Annotated in this window: 16 protein-coding genes; 12 read left to right on the top strand and 4 right to left on the bottom strand. The window is 62.3% G+C overall.

Going from position 1 to position 17,713, the window contains the following annotated elements:
- Positions 1 to 244 precede the first annotated feature (244 nt).
- The 5 genes from ACRVY7_RS17125 to ACRVY7_RS17145 all read left to right on the top strand — a co-directional run bounded on the left by ACRVY7_RS17125 (position 245) and on the right by ACRVY7_RS17145 (position 4,779).
- On the top strand, positions 245 to 1,894 hold the full coding sequence (locus ACRVY7_RS17125) for a DUF6777 domain-containing protein (RefSeq protein ID WP_431817921.1): 1,650 nt from the start codon (positions 245 to 247) through the stop codon (positions 1,892 to 1,894).
- Positions 1,895 to 2,102: 208 nt separating this feature from the next.
- Complete coding sequence (locus tag ACRVY7_RS17130; protein WP_431817922.1) at positions 2,103 to 2,531, top strand: hypothetical protein; 429 nt, start codon at positions 2,103 to 2,105, stop codon at positions 2,529 to 2,531.
- 7 nt (positions 2,532 to 2,538) lie between these two features.
- Entirely contained in the window at positions 2,539 to 3,183 is a 645-nt protein-coding gene (locus ACRVY7_RS17135; protein WP_431817923.1) for a DUF3558 family protein, read from the top strand.
- Between the two features lie 156 nt (positions 3,184 to 3,339).
- On the top strand, positions 3,340 to 3,990 hold the full coding sequence (locus ACRVY7_RS17140) for a DUF3558 family protein (protein ID WP_431817924.1): 651 nt from the start codon (positions 3,340 to 3,342) through the stop codon (positions 3,988 to 3,990).
- A 168-nt stretch (positions 3,991 to 4,158) separates the two neighbouring features.
- Positions 4,159 to 4,779, top strand: coding sequence for a DUF3558 family protein (locus tag ACRVY7_RS17145; RefSeq protein ID WP_431818239.1), 621 nt, complete (start codon positions 4,159 to 4,161; stop codon positions 4,777 to 4,779).
- 69 nt (positions 4,780 to 4,848) lie between these two features.
- Here ACRVY7_RS17145 and ACRVY7_RS17150 read toward each other — a convergent pair whose 3' ends face one another.
- Positions 4,849 to 6,378 (bottom strand): flavin-containing monooxygenase, encoded by a 1,530-nt coding sequence (locus tag ACRVY7_RS17150; protein WP_431817925.1) that lies wholly within the window; start codon positions 6,376 to 6,378, stop codon positions 4,849 to 4,851.
- A 144-nt stretch (positions 6,379 to 6,522) separates the two neighbouring features.
- Here ACRVY7_RS17150 and ACRVY7_RS17155 point away from each other — a divergent pair, with 144 nt between their 5' ends.
- On the top strand, positions 6,523 to 7,728 hold the full coding sequence (locus ACRVY7_RS17155) for a PucR family transcriptional regulator (RefSeq protein ID WP_431817926.1): 1,206 nt from the start codon (positions 6,523 to 6,525) through the stop codon (positions 7,726 to 7,728).
- 147 nt (positions 7,729 to 7,875) lie between these two features.
- Here ACRVY7_RS17155 and ACRVY7_RS17160 read toward each other — a convergent pair whose 3' ends face one another.
- Positions 7,876 to 9,117: a fatty acid desaturase family protein gene (locus ACRVY7_RS17160; RefSeq protein ID WP_431817927.1), complete on the bottom strand. Its 1,242-nt coding sequence runs from the start codon at positions 9,115 to 9,117 to the stop codon at positions 7,876 to 7,878.
- A 9-nt stretch (positions 9,118 to 9,126) separates the two neighbouring features.
- Positions 9,127 to 10,239, bottom strand: a complete 1,113-nt coding sequence (locus ACRVY7_RS17165; protein ID WP_064868622.1) for a ferredoxin reductase — start codon at positions 10,237 to 10,239, stop codon at positions 9,127 to 9,129.
- A gap of 306 nt (positions 10,240 to 10,545) precedes the next feature.
- On the opposite strand from ACRVY7_RS17165, the gene ACRVY7_RS17170 reads away from it, so the two are divergent.
- Complete coding sequence (locus ACRVY7_RS17170) at positions 10,546 to 11,244, top strand: PE-PPE domain-containing protein (protein ID WP_431817928.1); 699 nt, start codon at positions 10,546 to 10,548, stop codon at positions 11,242 to 11,244.
- A gap of 27 nt (positions 11,245 to 11,271) precedes the next feature.
- On the opposite strand, the gene ACRVY7_RS17175 is transcribed toward ACRVY7_RS17170, so the two are convergent.
- Positions 11,272 to 11,769, bottom strand: a complete 498-nt coding sequence (locus tag ACRVY7_RS17175; protein ID WP_005206366.1) for an HNH endonuclease — start codon at positions 11,767 to 11,769, stop codon at positions 11,272 to 11,274.
- 299 nt (positions 11,770 to 12,068) lie between these two features.
- Here ACRVY7_RS17175 and ACRVY7_RS17180 point away from each other — a divergent pair, with 299 nt between their 5' ends.
- From ACRVY7_RS17180 to ACRVY7_RS17200, 5 genes are all read left to right on the top strand, one after another.
- Positions 12,069 to 13,499: a serine hydrolase domain-containing protein gene (locus ACRVY7_RS17180; RefSeq protein WP_431817929.1), complete on the top strand. Its 1,431-nt coding sequence runs from the start codon at positions 12,069 to 12,071 to the stop codon at positions 13,497 to 13,499.
- 38 nt (positions 13,500 to 13,537) lie between these two features.
- The gene (locus ACRVY7_RS17185; RefSeq protein WP_431817930.1) at positions 13,538 to 14,719 is read left to right on the top strand and encodes a sensor histidine kinase; all 1,182 of its coding nucleotides are present in this window, start codon (positions 13,538 to 13,540) and stop codon (positions 14,717 to 14,719) included.
- Entirely contained in the window at positions 14,716 to 15,357 is a 642-nt protein-coding gene (locus ACRVY7_RS17190) for a response regulator (RefSeq protein WP_431817931.1), read from the top strand. The genes ACRVY7_RS17185 and ACRVY7_RS17190 overlap by 4 nt, the downstream gene beginning before the upstream one ends.
- A 108-nt stretch (positions 15,358 to 15,465) precedes the next feature.
- Positions 15,466 to 16,218, top strand: a complete 753-nt coding sequence (locus ACRVY7_RS17195) for an ABC transporter ATP-binding protein (RefSeq protein WP_431817932.1) — start codon at positions 15,466 to 15,468, stop codon at positions 16,216 to 16,218.
- On the top strand, positions 16,215 to 17,588 hold the full coding sequence (locus ACRVY7_RS17200) for an ABC transporter permease (RefSeq protein ID WP_431817933.1): 1,374 nt from the start codon (positions 16,215 to 16,217) through the stop codon (positions 17,586 to 17,588). Before ACRVY7_RS17195 ends, ACRVY7_RS17200 begins: the two co-directional genes overlap by 4 nt.
- Positions 17,589 to 17,713: the final 125 nt, after the last annotated feature.

Consider the following 17,713-nt stretch of genomic DNA (forward strand, 5'->3'; position numbering starts at 1 on the left):
GACTATCGCCGTCGGCGCCACCCGTTTACGAGGCACGCAGCGTCACTGTCGAGTTCGACGTTCTCCCGCAATCACGTGGTCCGGTCGATGTAGTCCGAACATGCGAGTTCTTGGTCTGAACGGGTGAATTCACGATCAAATGGTTGCTCTGCGAATCAGACATTTCGATACTGGTGCCTGTCTGACATCGGTCGCGGGAACCGGTGATGCGCGCTTACACGTCTGCACACCAGGAGAGTATCCATTGTCATATCCCCCTTCCGGCACCTTCGGCGCTCCGGCGATGCCGCCCACCGGCCCGTACCAGCAGATGCGAGACCAACAGAAGCGACGCAATCGGACCATCGCACTGGTCGCGATCGTCGTGGTGTTCGCGCTGGTTCTGGCCACAGTTCTCGTTCTTGTGTTGCGAGGCAAGGACGGTGGCATTCGGATACCCGGACTCAGTCTCCTGACCTCCGGTGAAGCGGGCCCAGATCCGTTCGGCCCCAACGTCGCACTGACCAACAAGGAACTGCCGAGCAATCTCAAGCTCGCGCGGCAGGCGGGTGCCGCGGACAACGGTGCTCGCGTGGTCTCCGGCACTCAGCCCGGCCTGTACGCAGGTGGCGATTCGACCTGCGACACAGCAGCTCTCGGAAACTACCTGTCCAATAACCCGAGCCAAGCCGGCGCGTGGGCAAGCGTCTTCGGCATCGACACCGCCGCGATCCCCTACTACCTCAACACCCTCACTCCGGTGGTGCTGACCGCCGACACCTGGGTGACCAATCACTCGTACCAGGGTGGCAGCGCCTACGCCTACCAGTCGGTGTTGCAGTCCGGCACAGCGGTTCTCGTCGACGGCGCTGGCGTCCCGCGTGTGCGGTGCGCGTGCGGCAATCCGCTGGCACCGCCGGCGTCGACGCCTCTCGGCGGCTATCGCCTCAGCGGACACCCGTGGCACGACTACCACTCGCATGAGGTGACCCGGATCGCCTACAACACTCAGAACGTCACCGTCGTCAACAACACCACGACCGTGCTCAATCAGGCGCCCCAGAACACCGCAACCCCTGCTTCGGCAGTGCTCACGCTGCTCAACCTGGCGAATGGACAGCAGTTCGAACGCCCGGTCGGCGGAATAATCGACGTGAGTGGACTTCCGCCGCTTGCCAGTACGTTGCCGACTCCTGCTGCGTTGAACACTCCGTTCGTCGCGAAGTCCGACGAGGCCGCTGCCGAGAACGGGCTGGCGCGCGCCGGCAGCACCGAGGCCGCAGCCGAGGTCGCCGAGCGTGCACAGTCGAATGGCGGTGTGCCAGAGGGTGCACCCGACTCGTCAGCCGCATCCGCACAACAGCAGAACGCTGCAGCGTCGGAGACTCCTGGCGCATCCGCGGCAGAGTCGACAGCGTCTGAATCGTCGAGTGCCAGTTCTTCGAGCAGCGCCGCACCCGTTCCGACTCAGTTCTCCGGAACGGGAGACGCCATCGGCAACTTCACCTTCCGCGTCGACGATCGCAGCGTGAGCTGCCAGGCACCGAGCTCTGCGTCGACCGGCACGATCGACCTCACCTGCAGCGACAACGTCGCACGAACAGTGTCCTCGTCGTCGCTGGAGAAGTCGTCGGTCACGTCATCGACCGACTCGACGACGCAGGTCTGGAAGCTCGGTCTGACCGAGAACTCATCGTCATCGGTTTCGGTTGATGTCGAAACGGCGACGTGGCGCACAGTCGAGACATCGACCACCTCCACGACGACAACGACGATCGAGACGACGACTCCGGAAACAACAACGGAGACAACGACTCCGGAGACAACGACGACGCCGGAAACCACGATCGAGACGACAACTCCCGAAGAGACGACTACAACGACAACCACGACCGAGGAAGTTCCCACGAGCTGACTCCCAGCACACGAAGAGATCCCCTTCGGAGGCAACGCGCTTCCGGAGGGGATTCTCTTTGCAGCGGGCCGAGGACTGCCATCGGACCTCGTCGCAGGATGCCGCGACTGATCATCCACACCCTGGCAAATCCGACACCCGAACCACCCACTGTCATGGTTAACTGTCTTGGCGCTTGCGCGACAGTCTGCTGCGAGGGGGTAAGGACATGACTGACTTCTTCACCATGCCCGGTGGAGTTGTGAACCTACAGTCCGAGGACGGGATCGCAAACCTCGGCGGCACGGAACGCAGCTCGATGGCGTACGTCCAACCACCCGGCAACACCAAAGACGACGGCGGCACGGTCCGGTTCAACACGATCGACTGGGAGCGGCGCGCCAGGGTCGCCGCCGACGGTGTGGCGGGGTTGGAGGAGGCACTCGCCGCGCTAACCGACATTGACTCTGCCAATCAGTTTGGAGACTTCGTTGAAGGTCAGGAAGTAAACAATCGGCTGAATGCACTGATCGAAAAATGGCGAGCCACTCTCGGGGAACAAATCGATACATTGCACTCGCTGAGCACCAAGTGCTTGTCCGCAGGCGCGGGTCTAAGCCTCGAAGACTCGTTGAATGCAGATGAGCTCAAAGCATAGAGTCGTAATGAACGGCGCGACTTTGACCGCAGCGGCCATCTTTCTCCTAGCTGTGTTCGCAGTTAGCGGATGCAGTCAAGTAGGTGTAGTGCCGGGGGAACCAACTTCTGCGGCGGCGAATCCAGGCGAGAGTGCCAATGCCAAAGCCGATGTTCGCCAAACTGACGAAGCGGGGCGGCCGCTGCCGTTCACAACTGTTTTTCCGAGGCGCTGGAGTAACGGCAACGACGGAACGACCTACGAACCCTGCACCGCAGCTGATACCACTACTCTCCGAGCTGCTGGCCTTGATCCAAGGTCAGCAAGAGATGCAGCAATCGCCGACCACCAAACCGCGAGAGGATGCAGATGGTCTTACACCGGTTCGACGTCCCACTCTCTTACGCAGATAGTCGGTAATAACGGGCCGTTACATGAATACAAACTAAAGAAATCAACGTCATTTGTTTGGCGGCCAGACACTTCAATCAATATGAGATTAGTCGCAGTGGGATCGGTCCACGAACTCGGGGAATGTACGGCGATGGTGGACTCTGGCCGCGCAATCGTTTTCACACGCATGTCAGCGTATTCCGATCCTCCACCCATCGACGAAATCTGCGACAAGGCGATCGCTTTTACGCGCGCAACGATCGACCAGATGCCCGAGTAGCCGGTGAAGCAAATACGACAGTCTGCTGCGAGGGTAAGGCGAAAGAGCCTGAAGGAACAAACCGGTGACCTGACTTCACTCGCACAGGCCCGCCGATCGAGAGGCACCAACCTGGCTGATGCGGACTCCTCCACCGCAGACGGCTTGCGCGCATGGATGAGTTCTCCGTTCAGTTCTGGGGTCACAAAAACCCTGCTGCTTCTAGCATGCGTGCTCACACTCAGCTCGTGCTACAGCGTTGATGGCCAGCCGAGTGCCGAATTCTCACCTACTGCCTCGACCGGAGGGACGCCTTCAAAGAACACAATCCGGCAAACCGATGACCATGGGCGCTCCCTTCCCTTCGATACCATATTTCCGCGCAGATGGAGTAACGGAAATGATGGAACTACGTACGAACCTTGCACCGCCGCGACCGAGTCAATACTGATCGCCAATAGCCTTGACCCTCGCTCCGCTCAGGACGCTGCCGCCGCTGATCACCAAACCGCACGGGGCTGCATGTGGTCACTAAGTGATCGAAGGCACGCATCTCTCTCTCAGTATGTCGGCAACCAACCCGACCTTGATACGTACAAGCAGATGTATGCACAGTTCGTCACTTGGAGAGCGGACATTTCAATGTCTGGCCGTCGTGTCGCAGTGTCTACGACCCCGTCCATCCCGGAGTGCACAACCTTTGTTCGCTCTGGTGACGCACTCGTAATTACCGACCTCTCCATCTACATTGACGCTCCGCCTATTGACGAAATCTGCAACAGGACAATCACTTTCACCCGCACGACGATCGACCAGATGCCCGAGTAGTCGACACGCAAGCTCGGGATCGTTGGCGTGCGCGAGCTACCTGTATCTGTGCCTTGTGCACACCGAAACCACAGCCGAGGAGCTACGACGAGTTTCACCATGCTGAAGCAACCTGACACGGCCGACCTGCCTAACAATCACCGATGCGCGTTCAATGCGCTAAGCACCATGGGCGTATTTGTCCTATCCATATTGGCAATTAGTGGCTGCACCCAAGTAAATGTAGTGCCGGGGAGACCAACCGCTGCGGCGGCGACTCCCGCCGAGAGTACCGATTCAAGCACCATTGTGCGCCAAACCGACGACGCTGGAAGACATCTGCCATTTACAACTACTTTCGCTAGGCGGTGGAGTAACGGAAACGACGGGACAACCTACGAGCCGTGCACTGCAGCTACCACAGAGATTCTGTCCACGAACCATTTGGATCCGGACTCCGTGAAAGACGCCGCCATAGCCGACCACCAGACTGCAAGAGGTTGCAGATGGTCGATGAATGCCTACGAGTCCGCCTACCTTTCGCAGATCGTAGGTAACCAACCACAGCTGGACATCTACAAGCAGCGGCAAGATGGGTTCGTTGCATGGCTGCCTGACATTGCAATGGGTGACCGCAGGGCTGCAGTTGGAAGTTCACCGTCAGCTACTGATTGCACGACCTTCGTGCAATCAGGCGAGGCGATTATTGCGACGAGGGCCTCCGTAAATATAAGTCCCCCACCCATCAACAAACTGTGCGACAAGGCAATCGCTTTCACCCGCGCGACGATCGACCAGATGCCCGAGTAGACAGAGCCCCACATGGCAAAGGCGCGAGAGCCCCCTCGGACTCCCGCGCCTGCGCCATAAGAAGATTTGTCAGCCGACGGCAGACTCCACGCGCTCGGAGCCCTCGGGCGAGCCGACGTCGGCCGGCGAAGCCGCCCTCGTAAACCGCAGATTCTCGAAGTCCGCTACGTCAGCGCCCAGAGCCTTGCGGTCCTTGTAGAAGCTCATCGACATCTTCCACGGCTCCTCAGCACCCTGGCGCGGCAATTGGTCCTCGACGCGCTTGATGTAGCCAGCTCCGAAGTCCAGCGCGGGACGTGTCTCCATGTTCGGATCCACCACAGGCGCCACCTCGCGGTACCCGCGCGCATCCATGTACGCCATGAGCCTGCACCAGTACTCGCCGATCAGACCGATTTTCAACGTCCACGACGAGTTCGTATATCCAACGGCGAGTGCGAGATTCGGAACACCACTCAACATCATGCCGCGGTAGATGACGTGGTCACGCAGCACCACGGGCTCGCCGTCGAGTGATAAATCCATCCCGCCGAACAGTCGTACGTTCAAACCCGTTGCGGTCACGACGATGTCGGCTTCGAGTTCGGTCCCGCTCTCGAGTAGGAGCCCCTTCTCGGTGAACGTCTTGATTCGGTCGGTCACCACCGACGCCCTACCCGAGCGAATCGTCTTGAACAGATCGGCATCCGGGACCGCACACAACCGCTGGTCCCACGGGTTGTACGGCGGATTGAAGTGGGTGTCTACGTCGTATCCGTCGGGCAGGAGGACCTGGTTGACCTTGCGGATCACCTTGCGTGACGTCTTCGGAAAGCGTTGTGCCGCTTCGTACAAGACGCGCTGCTGCAGAATGTTCTTCCACCGCGCAACTGCATAGCCGCGCTCGTCGCCGAGGATGCGTCGTGCCACGTTGGCGAAGGGATCATGCTTGGGCAGCGGGAGGATGTAGGTCGGCGTGCGCTGGAGCATCGTGATGTGCTCGGTCTCGTTCGCCATCGCGGGGAGCAGCGTGACAGCCGTTGCGCCACTTCCGATCACGACGACTTTCTTGCCCTTGTAGTCGAGATCCTCGGGCCAGTGCTGCGGATGCACGACCTGCCCGGTGAACCGCTCGCGACCCTCGAAGTGAGGCGTGAACCCCTCGTCGTAGTTGTAGTAGCCCGACCCGCAGTACACCCAACTAGCCTTCAGCTGAATGTGCTCACCGGTGTCGAGACGGTCGATCTCTGCCGTCCACAACTGCTCGCTCGACGACCAGTTCAATGCGGTCACCTTGTGCTGCAACCGCAGGTGCTCGTTGATCTTGTCCTCGTCGACGGCCTCGCGAAGGTACTGCATGATGCGGTCGGCGTCGGCGATCGACTGCTTGTCGACCCACGGCTTGAACTCGAATCCAAACGTATGCAGGTCACTGTCAGACCGGATGCCCGGATAGCGGAACAGGTCCCAGGTGCCACCAATCGACTCGCGACCCTCGAGAAGCGCGAAGCTTTTCTGCGGCATCTCCTTCGTCACGTAGTGGGCCGCTCCGATACCGGAGACACCCGCCCCGACGATCAGAACGTCCAACGTTTCGACAGGTGTTGCTGTTGTGGGCACCTGTGCCTCCTTAGATCTGGCTCGATTTCCCGCACGGCAAATATGACACCATACGTTGTTACATTCCAGAGTGCGTCACACTCAGCCGTCGCACCAGGTGCCAAGTGCCCCCGATGAACGCCGTGCAAGGTGCATACTGTTCGGATGTCCGATGAGTGGCCGTACGTATCCCCCGAGATCAAAAGCCTGATCCGACGCGGCGCCGAACTCATCCTGGACCCGCCCGAGGAATGGATCGAAGCCATCCACGACGCCTCGCTAGGTGGTATCCGTATGAAGGCCATCGCCGACGACCCTGTGCTCGCCGAGGGAACTCGCCGCACCAACCTCGCGAACACCATGCGTTGGGCGAGGAGCAACGTAGTCCATCCCGGCGAACGCGTACCCGCCGAGATCAGCCCCGACATCCTCGCCACCGCTCGCGACCTCGTCCGGCGCGGCCTCGATGAATCAGCACTCGACGCCTTCCGCACCGCGCAAAGCGTCGCTTGGCGTCTGTGGATGCAGGTCTGCTTCAGCCTCACCGACGACCCCCAACAACTGCGCGAACTCCTCGACATCACACTCATCTCCATCTCGACCTTCATCGACGACACTGTTGAGGCGACGAGCAACAGGATGCGCAGCGAACGACGCGAGCTCACCCGCGGCACACACGCGCAGCGTCGAGAAGCGGTTGCACTGCTTCTCGAAGGCGCACCCATCCCCATCGATCGCGCCGAAACCCAACTCGGCTACCGACTCCTCGGCCCGCACACCGCGTTGATCCTGTGGAGCAGCCATCCCGAACAGGCTGCAACTCTCGAATCTGCCGCCGACACGCTGGCCGCCTCGGCCGGGTGTGCCAGCCGGCTCACCGTCGTGGCCAGCGCAGCGTCGCTGTGGATGTGGCTGCCCACCGATGAGGCACGCATCGCGCGTGTCTCGCCATCACCACTGATCGACGTCGCCGTCGGTAGAACAGGCGACGGCGTCGACGGCTTCCGCACCAGCCACTTTCAGGCGCTCGCGACCCAGCGGATCGTCGCGCAGCTAGGCGGCTCGCACGGATTCGTAAGGTACGACGACGTCCGACTGGTCTCGCTGCTGATGTCGTCCGCCGAGGACACCGCAGCATTCGTCGACGACACTCTCGGCGAGTTCGCACATGCCGACTCAGCCCTACTCGACACAGTGCGAACCTGGATCAGGCTGCAGTGCAACACTTCTCGGACCGCAGAAGCGCTCTATACGCACCGCAACACCGTGATTCGACGCCTCGCACGGGCCGATGAACTACTGCCTCGTCCGCTCGACGAGAGCCTGCTCGACGTCGGCGTCGCGCTTGAGGTGCTGCGCTGGCGGGGGTGATCTCGACAAGCTCGATCAGCGGTGGGCAGCTCGATCAGCGGTAGGCAAGCTCGATCATCCACCGCTGGTTGAGCAGGCCGCGAGCGAAGCGAGCAGCCGTGTCGAAACCACCCCACCCCCGCGAGGAGGTGATCTCGACAAGCTCGATCAGCGGTGGGCAGCCACCCGCGACGACCGCAGCTCCCGCAACGCCGACCGCAGCCCGCGCCGGCGGCCGGTATCCGGGTCGACGCCGAAGTGCGTCTTGGTGCCCTCAATGATGTTGAAGCGCAACTCCGATGCCGTCTCTGGTGCGTCGTCGGCGCTGGCCTTCAACATGGCGTTGGGCACCGACAGCTTCGCGATAGTCCGGAACGTCAACCAGTACTGATGCTGCAACGAGCCCGTGGTGTACGGCAGGTCGTACTTGTCGCACAGTTCGCGCACGCGGACCGCGATCTCCTCGTACCGATTGCTCGGCAGATCCGGGAAGAGGTGGTGCTCGATCTGGTGGCTGAGGTTGCCGCTCATGAATCGCATCAGCGGGCCTGCGCGAAAGTTGGCTGATCCCAACATCTGTCGCAGGTACCAGCGGGGCTGGTCTTCTTCCTCGTACTCCTCGACAGTGAACTTCTCCGCACCGTCGGGGAAGTGACCACAGAAGATCACCGCGTACGACCAGTAGTTGCGGATGAAGTTCGCAGTCGCGTTGGCGGTCAGCGTGGTGAACCAGTTGGGTCCGGCGAGCGCGGGGAAGATCAGGTAGTCCTTGGCGGCCTGCTTCCCGACCTTCCGCCCGATCACCCGAAGATCCTTCAGCGCAGCGCGATACGACTTCTGGCCGGTCCTCAACTTCTCCGTCTCGAGGTGGTGCAGTGCGACGCCCCACTCGAAAAACGTTGCGAGAAGGAAGTTGTAGACCGGATTGCCGACGTTCCACCATTCCCACGGCTGGTCTCGCGTGACACGGAGGATGCCGTAGCCCACGTCATCGTCCATGCCGACGATGTTCGTGTACTTGTGGTGCACAAAGTTGTGCGAGTGCTTCCACTGCACGCTCGGGCAGGTGGTGTCCCACTCCCATGACGACGAGTGAATCTCGGGATCGTTCATCCAATCCCACTGCCCGTGCATCACATTGTGGCCGAGTTCCATGTTCTCGACGATCTTGGCGACGCCGAGCATCCCGGTGCCGAGAATCCACGCGGGTTTGCGGTTGCTGAACATGAGCACCACGCGTCCGCCGGCGGCGAGCGCACGCTGAAATGCGATGGTGCGTCGGATGTATTTCGCGTCGGCGACACCTCGCGATTCTTCGATGTCACGTCTGATCGCGTCGAGTTCGGCACCCAGTGCCTCGACGTCGGCTTCTGTGAGATGGGCGTACCGATCGATGTCGGTGATGGCCATGGAGTCTCCCTACAGGTCTAGCGTGCATTCACCCGACACGGTCGAGATACATGTCTGGATTCGGTCACCTTCACGTCGTTCGTCGCCACTGCGCAGATCTCGGACGTAGCCGGCCGCGAGCGGAACAACGCAGGTCTGGCAGATACCCATTCTGCATCCGAAGGGCATCTGAATTCCCAACTCCTCGCCTGCTTCAAGGAGTGTGGTGGCACCGTCGACGTCGGCCGACTTACCCGATTTCGCGAACGTCACCGTGCCGCCCTCACCACCGACGTCGGTGCGTGCGATGGCGAATCGTTCGATGTGCAGCTGATCCGATAGCTCGTTCTCGCGAAACACGTCCTCGATGTCGTCGAGGAACTCGATGGGTCCACACGCCCAGCACGAGCGCTCGCGCCAATCCGGAACCGCGGCGTCGAGCTGAGTGACGTCGAATCTGCCGTCCTCCGAACTGAGGCGTAGATCGAGTGTGTAGCTGGGTGTTTCGTCGTCGAGTTGTTCCAGCTCATCGAGGAAGATCACCGAGTCGCGGCTCGGCGCGGCGTGGACGTGAATGATGTCGGGCGTCTGTTCGCGGTGTTTCATCGAGCGAAGCATCGCGATCACGGGCGTGATGCCACTGCCCGCGGTCAAGAACAGGACTGCGTCGGGAACCGGCTCCGGCAGGTGGAAATCACCCTTGGGCGCGGCGAGGCGAATGATTGTGCCGGGCGCGACACCGTCGACGAGGTGCGTCGACAGAAAGCCGTCGGGATTGGCTTTGACGGTGATGGAGATCGTCTTGTCGTCGTTGCTGCCGAATGACGTCAGCGAATACGACCGCCAATGCCAGCGCCCGTCGACGTCGAGTCCGATGCCGACGTACTGCCCTGGCTGATAGCTCTCGGGAAAGCCCCATCCCGTGCGGATCACCACCGTCGCGCTGTCGGCGGTCTCCTTGACGACGTCCTCGACGCGTCCGCGTAGTTCACGGGCGCTCCACAGTGGATTGATCAGATGTAGATAGTCGTCGGGTAGCAGAGGGGTCGTCGCTCGCGCGATCAGGCCTCGCAGGATGTTGACCTCTGGGCGCGTCGCGTCGACGTCGGCCGCAGGCCGCTTACTCCACTTGAGAAGATTCACCAGCCTCCCTCCGGTAGCTCGTAGTGAACGAGTGTACACACAGTCCGTGATGGGAGTCACAGTCGCATTTGAGTTCGTTCCGTTAGCCGCCGCTAACAGTTTGCTTACGGTCGTTCGCCGAGCTAGCGACATGCTCTCAGTCGTTGGTAATCCTGGTCACGGGGGGGAAATCATCCCCTACCGAACGGCGAATCGTCCATGTCTCTCGCCCGCACACACCACGCCCATCGCGACAACGTCCCGCTGCGTTCACGACGCAGAAGACTCGGCTCACGGCACAGAAATTTCGCAGGATCAGCAGCCTGCATGATCGCCCTGCTTGCCGCGTCCATCCTCCTTTCGACCCCGCGGCCGGGCCCGCCCGAACGGTCAGCCGACGTCGCCCTCGCTGCGGACAACAAGACCACGACCGTACTCACCTGCGAACCACTACTGATCGGCCTCGGAGCTTTCGCCGCCGCGACGATGAACACGACGCTGAGCGGCTTCGCGCCCGCTCATGGCACACCGGTGGGCGTGCCTGCGTCGAACGACCTGACCTACGCGGGCTTGCTGAAGGGTCGCGACAATCTCAATGACTCCATTCGCAATACGCCAGGCAAGAAGATTGTCTTCGGCTACTCGCGGGGCGCCCAGATCGCATCCGAGTGGCTCCGCGCTTACGCGGGCAAGCCGGGGGCTCCGAGCGCCTCCGACCTCTCGTTTGTTCTGATCGGGAACCCGCAACGACGTCTCGGCGGCGACCTCGGGAAGACACTGGACGGAGTCACACTGCGGCCAGCACCAGACAACACTCGATACACGGTGACCGACATCAGTCGACGCTGGGACGGGTGGGCGAACACCGACAACTGGCCTGACGGGCCGAACCCCGCCGCACAGGAAAAGTTGGCGAACAACAAATTCAGCGGTGCGCACACGTCGTATTGGTGGACGTCGATCAGTAGCCCGCAGAATCAGACTCGCGCCGTCGTCGGGAACACCACGTATGTGGTTGCGCCGTAGCGGATTCATCGTGATCCGCCACGGCAACTACCCGGTCTTCGGCCGCAACGTGAACAGCTCCCAGACCTCTTTCTGGTCCTGTGCCCACGGGTCGTAGACGAACGGCGCGTGCCTCATCGCCATACCCGCCTGCCGCGGAGTGCGATTGGCCTTGAAACCGTTGCACGATTTGCACGCCGCAACCTGGTTTCCGAAGGTGCTCTTGCCGCCCTTGGACACCGGCACGATGTGGTCAACGGTGTCGGCTGGGCCGTCGCAGTAGGCACAAATCCACTGGTCACGGCGCAGAATGGTCGCTGTCGAGGCATACGAATCCATCGACTTGCCCGCATAAGGTCGGTACGCGTTGCGCTTGATGGCCACCACCTTGTGAATCGGCAGCGTCACCGTAGGTGAATGTACGACGCGCACAACCGGTGTGCCCTCGACGTTGCGCGCGACTTCGGTGGTCAGCAACACGGCCGCACGACGCCAGGTGACACGCGCCAGGATCTGTAACCCGGCGTTGGTGACGAAGATTGTCATGGCAGTCCTCCCGATGCCGTATGCGCTCGGACGTGGCGCGATCCACGCTAATGGCAATACGTCGATCCCGCGAGGCCATTTGTTCTGTGGCGGCGAAATACCGCCCGGCGTTCACTTCGATGACATATTCGGTCAGACCCTCGACTGCTGCGCCCGGATGTGTGCAGTGTGGCCACCCCGCGGGCCGATCTGCACACGATCTCAACGGAATCGCCCTCCATTTCTCGAAGCCGACACCACCCGATCAGTCGCGTGCCACGCTGCACGTCAGTTGTTCTCACGATCAGGGGGTCAGCGCAGTGTTCGAGCATCCGGCGCATCGGCTTTTCACGCCTTCCCGGCGGCGACTTCTGCTGACCTGTGCAGCACTGATCGCACTGGTGGCACCGGTCGCGCTGACCACTGTGCCGACCGCCGACGCAGCGCCGAGCCAAGCCCGGTGCGCCCTTCCGCAGGGCTCTGCGGCACCCAATTCCGCCACGCCGTCGAGTGTCGGAATCGACAAGGCAAAGCTCGACGACGCCATCGCATTCGCCGCGTCGAGAATGCGGACGCATATCGAGGTCTATCGCAACAACTGTCTGATCGGAAACGGCCCACTCAACACCGTGACCGGAAACATTCCGTGGAGTCTGTTCAGCTCGACCAAGAGCGTCATCTCGATGCTCGCAGGTGTCGCGTATACGCAGGGGCGACTCGATCTCGGGGCGTCGATCCAAAGGTACCTCCCCGCGGGAACTGTCGATCGTTCACATGCAGCGATCACCGTGCGCGACCTGCTCACGCAAACGTCGGGTCTGCGTCAATCGATCATCAGCGAAGCGCTGACAGCCGGCCTCGACGTCGACCCGGATATCGCGAAAGAGGCTCTTGCGCTGCCGGTTCAACATGAACCGGGCACGTTCTTCGAATACACGCAGCACGGACCCGACCTCCTGGCCTACGTCGTGCAGCGCGCCGTCGAAGAAGATCTGCAGCAGTTTGCGCAGCGAACTCTGTTCGGCCCCTTGGGAATCAAGCAACGCGACTATTTCTGGGCGCGCGATCGGTCCGGTCACACTTACGGATACGCGTTCTTGTTCATGCCTCCGGCGGACTATTCACGGCTCGGGCTGCTGATGCTCAACGACGGGGTCTGGCGCGGCCAGCGAATCATCAGTTCTGACTACATCCGTCAGGCGCGCACACCATCTACGTCGAACCGCTGCTACGGATATCTGTTCTGGGTCAACGACTCTCCCTGCACTGGTCCGTCGTTTCCCTCCCGACAGACCATCGAGCAGGCACCCCTCGCCGGGTTGCCCTCCGACGCCTACGCGATGGTCGGCTTCTTGCAGCAGAACAACTTCATCGTTCCCAGTCTCGGACTGTTGGTGAGCTGGAACGGAATTCTCGGCGACGTCTCACCCGACCCGGGAACACTTCTCAGCGCGAGCCTCAACAGTGAGTTGTATCGCGAGTTCTTTCGGAAGCTCGTCGCTGCCTTCCGAACACCGCGGATCCCCGACCCAGGACCGTACCGTCCGACGATGAACCTCGACTTCGATCCGGTCCAATTCGCCGACCCGAATATCACGTTAGGCGCGTTGGGGTTCGGACCGTACGCGCCGTCGAATTGCACGGTTTTGCGATGCGGTTCGACGCCGTTGCGAGCGCCCCTGCAGGGCAACCCGGGATGCTTCGCGATCACCTGCCTACCGGGAACACCTGCCTCACCGGGTAAGCGGTAGGTCTCCGGGTCGCTCCCGCGATCTGACACTCTGGACGCATGCGCGACCCGCTTTATGCCGGCGGCCTGACCCGTCGAGGCCTCATGCTCGACGTCGCCGTGGCCCTGATTTTCGGTGTATTTGCGATCTGGCTGCACTTCGATCAGTCGACACCCGCGGGCATTGCCGCCGTGCTGGTGACCGTCGCGCTCGCTGTGCGACGCCTCGCTCCGACACTGATGATCGTGCTGGCCTTGGCATCCGCGGCGATACAGGTGGCAACAGACCAGATCGCCGTCATGGCCTCGCTCGCCTACTTCCCGATCTTCGCAACACTCGGCGGGCATCCAGACCAACGCGTTCGACGCGGCTCGCTCGCGGTTGCCGTTATCGGATCGCTCGTCGCCGGGTGGGAGTTCCCACACGCCTATACGGTCGAGCCGTCCCTGCTCAACCGCGCGTTCACGACGTTCGTCGGATTCTGTCTGGCGGCAGTCGTGGTGATCGGCGGGTGGACATTCGGGTTCATCCGGTATCAACGTCGTACGGTCGCGCAGGCCCACGTCGCCGAAACCATCGCGCAGCTCGAACGCAAACGCCTGCTGGATCTCTACGACGAACAGCGTGAACGCACCCGCCTCGCGCGCGACATGCACGACGTCGTCGCGCACTCGCTGACCATCGTCGTCGCACAGGCCGAGGGTGCGCGCTACAGCATCGACACCGCGCCCGATGTCGCTCGCAATGCGCTGACCGTCATCGCCGACACCGCACGCGAATCGCTCGGCGAGGTACGGGAACTGCTCGCCCAACTCAACAACGACGACGCCGTCGCCGCCTCCCGCGCCGACCGCGAAACCCTGTACGAGCGGATGCGTACCGCGGGCATGACGATCGAGACGCGCGAGATCGGCGACGAGGAGACCAGCGAGCCGGCCGTCGGACGCATGGCACAGCGCGTCTTGACCGAAGCGCTCACCAACGCACTCAAATACGGCGACCTGGCCACCCCCGTCACCGTCGAGATCGACTGGAGCGGCGGCTGCCACCTCGCCGTGCGCAACGCCCTCACCGACACCCCGCTCTCCCCCGGTGGCGCTGGGCGCGGCATCATCGGCATGGCTGAACGCGCCGCGCTCGTCGGTGGAACCCTGCGCAGCACCGCTGCCGACGACACCTGGCTTGTCGAACTGCGCGTGCCCGCCACCTCCGACGTCGACTCGAAAGGATTGTCGCGGTGATCCGAATCGCCCTCATCGACGATCAGCCCATGTTCCGCCAGGGCATCGCGATGATCGTCGACAGTCAGCCCGACATGGAGGTGGTCGGACACGAGTCGTCGGCTCTCTCACTGTTGGAGTTCGTGCGCACCACACGACCCGACGTCGTCCTGATGGACGTCCGCATGCCCGGCATCGACGGCATCACAGCCACCGGCGACCTTGTCAGCGCACTCGGCGACGACGCCCCACGTGTCCTGGTACTCACGACATTCGACGCCGACGAGGCAGCGGCGTCGGCCATCGCCGCGGGGGCCAGTGGATTTCTGCTCAAGGACGCACAGCCGGACTTCCTACTCGCCTCGATCCGAGCCGTAGCCAATGGCAGTCAGGTGGTCGCGGCGTCGGCAACACGACGGCTATTCGAGCAGACCCGCACGCGGGCAGGCGATCCCGGACCCGAGTACGACCGCCTGACCCCACGCGAACGCGAAATACTGGTGCGGGCGGCACAGGGACTGTCCAACGCCGAGATCGCCGACGCCGAGGTCCTCTCGGAAGCCACTGTGAAAACCCATGTTTCGCGTATTCTCGCCAAGCTGGGACTGCGCGACAGGGTGCAGCTCGTCGTGTACGCATACGACCACGGATTGGTCTGACCGCCACGCCATACATCTCGAGATGTACGCGATGTCATCCGACGGGCCGAGCTGATTTCATCGTCATGGCTGACGACTGAGACCATCGATTTCCCTAGCGTTATCTGCGTGACGAATGAACCAGCATCTGTGGTGCTACGCAACGTATTCCGAAGCTACGGTGACTCGAGTCAACCGATCCATGCGCTACGCGACGTGTCGCTCGATTTGCGACGTCGAGAGTTCACGGCAATCATGGGTCCGTCGGGATCGGGCAAATCGACGCTCATGAACGTCGTCGCTGGACTCGACGACATCACTTCGGGTGAGATCTGGGTCGACGGAAATCCGATCGGATCACTCGACGACGAAGCACGAACAGTGCTGCGCCGCAGACACATCGGTTTCGTCTTCCAATCGTTCAACCTCATCCCGACGCTCACAGCTCAGGAGAACATCAACCTCCCGTTCGTACTTGCCGGGACACGACTCGACGCTCAAACTCGCTACTGGATCGCGCACCTGGTGCGGTCGCTCGGCCTGGACGAACGCCTCGACCACCTACCCGCAGAACTCTCCGGCGGCCAACAGCAACGTGTCGCCATCGTGCGCGCACTCGCAATGCGTCCGACGATCATCCTGGCCGACGAGCCGACAGGCGCCCTCGACACACGTACCAGCCGAGAAGTGTTGGCGCTGTTGACCACCGCGGTTCGCGAATACGGGCAGGGCATCGCGATGGTGACGCACGATCCCGTCGCCGCGTCGTATGCCGACCGCGTGATCATGCTCGCCGACGGCGAGATCACCGGCGAGTACCGCGGCCTCGGCGCGCGCGAGATCTCCGAGCTTCTCATCGGCTTGCAGGGGGTCTCGGCATGAGGGCAACATCGGCACGACTCACCGTCGGATCGTTGCGTGAGTTGTCGACGGTCGGCATCGTCGCAGGTCTCGCCAGTGCTTACGGGACAACGCTTGTCGACGCTGCGAGCATGCTGTCGGTGCTCTCGGAGAAGAAGGGGGGTTCTGCCGGTGCAGCGCTGGCGGTGGTTGCTGCGGTCTTCATCGGTATCGCCCTGTTCGTCTCCGGGATCGTGATCAGTTCGGGTGTCGACACGGTCATCGCCGGTCGTCGAGCACAATTGAGACTGCTACGCCTGATCGGGGCGAGCGCACGTCAGTTGCGAGCTGGACTCACCCGGGCCGTCGTCACTGTCGCGGCCATCGGAGCCGTGATCGGCGTCGTGTGCGCGACAGTGGTTATGACCATCATTCGAGAGGTACTGCTACACAACGGAAAACTGCCCGACGGCGACTACCCACTCCTACCACTGGGAGTCTTCGCTGCCGGCATCGCTGTCGTCGTGATCGCGGCCGTCGCTGCGCGGGTGGGCACACGGTCGACGCTCACTCGTGCCGCGGTGGCGCACGGGGCGCGGTCGAAGGTAGGTGCGTTCCGGACGGTTGTTGCCTGCGGCGCAATCGTGCTCGGCGCGTTGTTGCTGGCGCTCGCGTGCTACCTCGGAGAGTTCGGCAATCTCACCGGCTTCGCAGTCGCCTTCCTCGGAGCCGCGTCGGTCTCGACGGGTGTGCTGATCGGCGCGCAACGCATTGTGCCGCAATTGGTCCGGTGGATGGGTGCCGCGTTCGGTGCCAGCGCACCGTCGATCGTGGCACGCAAGAACGCCGTGTCGGATCCACGACGGACGACCCGCTCCACGATCGGACTACTCGTCGGCGTGACGCTGGTGACCACCATCGCGTCGGGGATGAGCTCACTGACGAAGTCTATCCACAGCTGGGACATGCCAGCCGCCGAGATGGCAGAGACCGAACGCTCACTGTCGGTCATCACCGCGATTCTGCTTGCCATGATTGCGATCTCGGCGATCATCGCCGCCGTCGGGTTCGTGTCGACGATGTCGCTAACCGTGATCGGCCGCACCCGCGAGATCGGAATGCTGCGTGCCATGGGGTTCACGGCGAAGCAGGTGCGCGCAATGGTTGTCCGCGAGTCACTGGCGCTCAGCGGAACCGCAGTGATCGCCGGCCTGGTACTCGGCATCATCTTCGGCACCGTCGGCAGCCAGTCGCTCATCGGCAAGGCGACGTCGGGCATCCCCGTCGGACTGCCCTGGGGTGCACTCGTCGCAATCATCGCAGGCACCGCCGTCGTCGTGATCGCCGCATCGCTGCCGCCGAGCCGTCGCGCCGTCGCCGTCGCCCCCGTCGACGCGCTCGCGGTGGCGTGAGGGCTCAGGCGTGTTGATCTGCGGTCTGCCCGGCCCGCCTGCGGTCTGCCCGGCCCGCCTGCGGTCTGCAAGAAACACGTGTTTCTGACATCTGCGCGCGAAGTTCCGCTCGCGGGTGTCAGTTA

This window comes from Gordonia jacobaea (assembly GCF_965344965.1).
In the GTDB taxonomy this organism is placed as follows: Bacteria; Actinomycetota; Actinomycetes; order Mycobacteriales; family Mycobacteriaceae; genus Gordonia; species Gordonia jacobaea.

Excerpts from the sequence above, each read along its gene's own strand:
- ACRVY7_RS17200 (WP_431817933.1), top strand. The coding sequence starts at position 16,215 with ATGAGGGCAACATCGGCACGACTCACCGTCGGATCGTTGCGTGAGTTG.
- ACRVY7_RS17145 (WP_431818239.1), top strand. The coding sequence starts at position 4,159 with ATGGGCGTATTTGTCCTATCCATATTGGCAATTAGTGGCTGCACCCAA.
- ACRVY7_RS17140 (WP_431817924.1), top strand. The coding sequence starts at position 3,340 with ATGAGTTCTCCGTTCAGTTCTGGGGTCACAAAAACCCTGCTGCTTCTA.
- ACRVY7_RS17175 (WP_005206366.1), bottom strand. The coding sequence starts at position 11,769 with ATGACAATCTTCGTCACCAACGCCGGGTTACAGATCCTGGCGCGTGTC.
- ACRVY7_RS17135 (WP_431817923.1), top strand. The coding sequence starts at position 2,539 with ATGAACGGCGCGACTTTGACCGCAGCGGCCATCTTTCTCCTAGCTGTG.
- ACRVY7_RS17185 (WP_431817930.1), top strand. The coding sequence starts at position 13,538 with ATGCGCGACCCGCTTTATGCCGGCGGCCTGACCCGTCGAGGCCTCATG.
- ACRVY7_RS17155 (WP_431817926.1), top strand. The coding sequence starts at position 6,523 with ATGTCCGATGAGTGGCCGTACGTATCCCCCGAGATCAAAAGCCTGATC.
- ACRVY7_RS17160 (WP_431817927.1), bottom strand. The coding sequence starts at position 9,117 with ATGGCCATCACCGACATCGATCGGTACGCCCATCTCACAGAAGCCGAC.
- ACRVY7_RS17170 (WP_431817928.1), top strand. The coding sequence starts at position 10,546 with ATGATCGCCCTGCTTGCCGCGTCCATCCTCCTTTCGACCCCGCGGCCG.
- ACRVY7_RS17130 (WP_431817922.1), top strand. The coding sequence starts at position 2,103 with ATGACTGACTTCTTCACCATGCCCGGTGGAGTTGTGAACCTACAGTCC.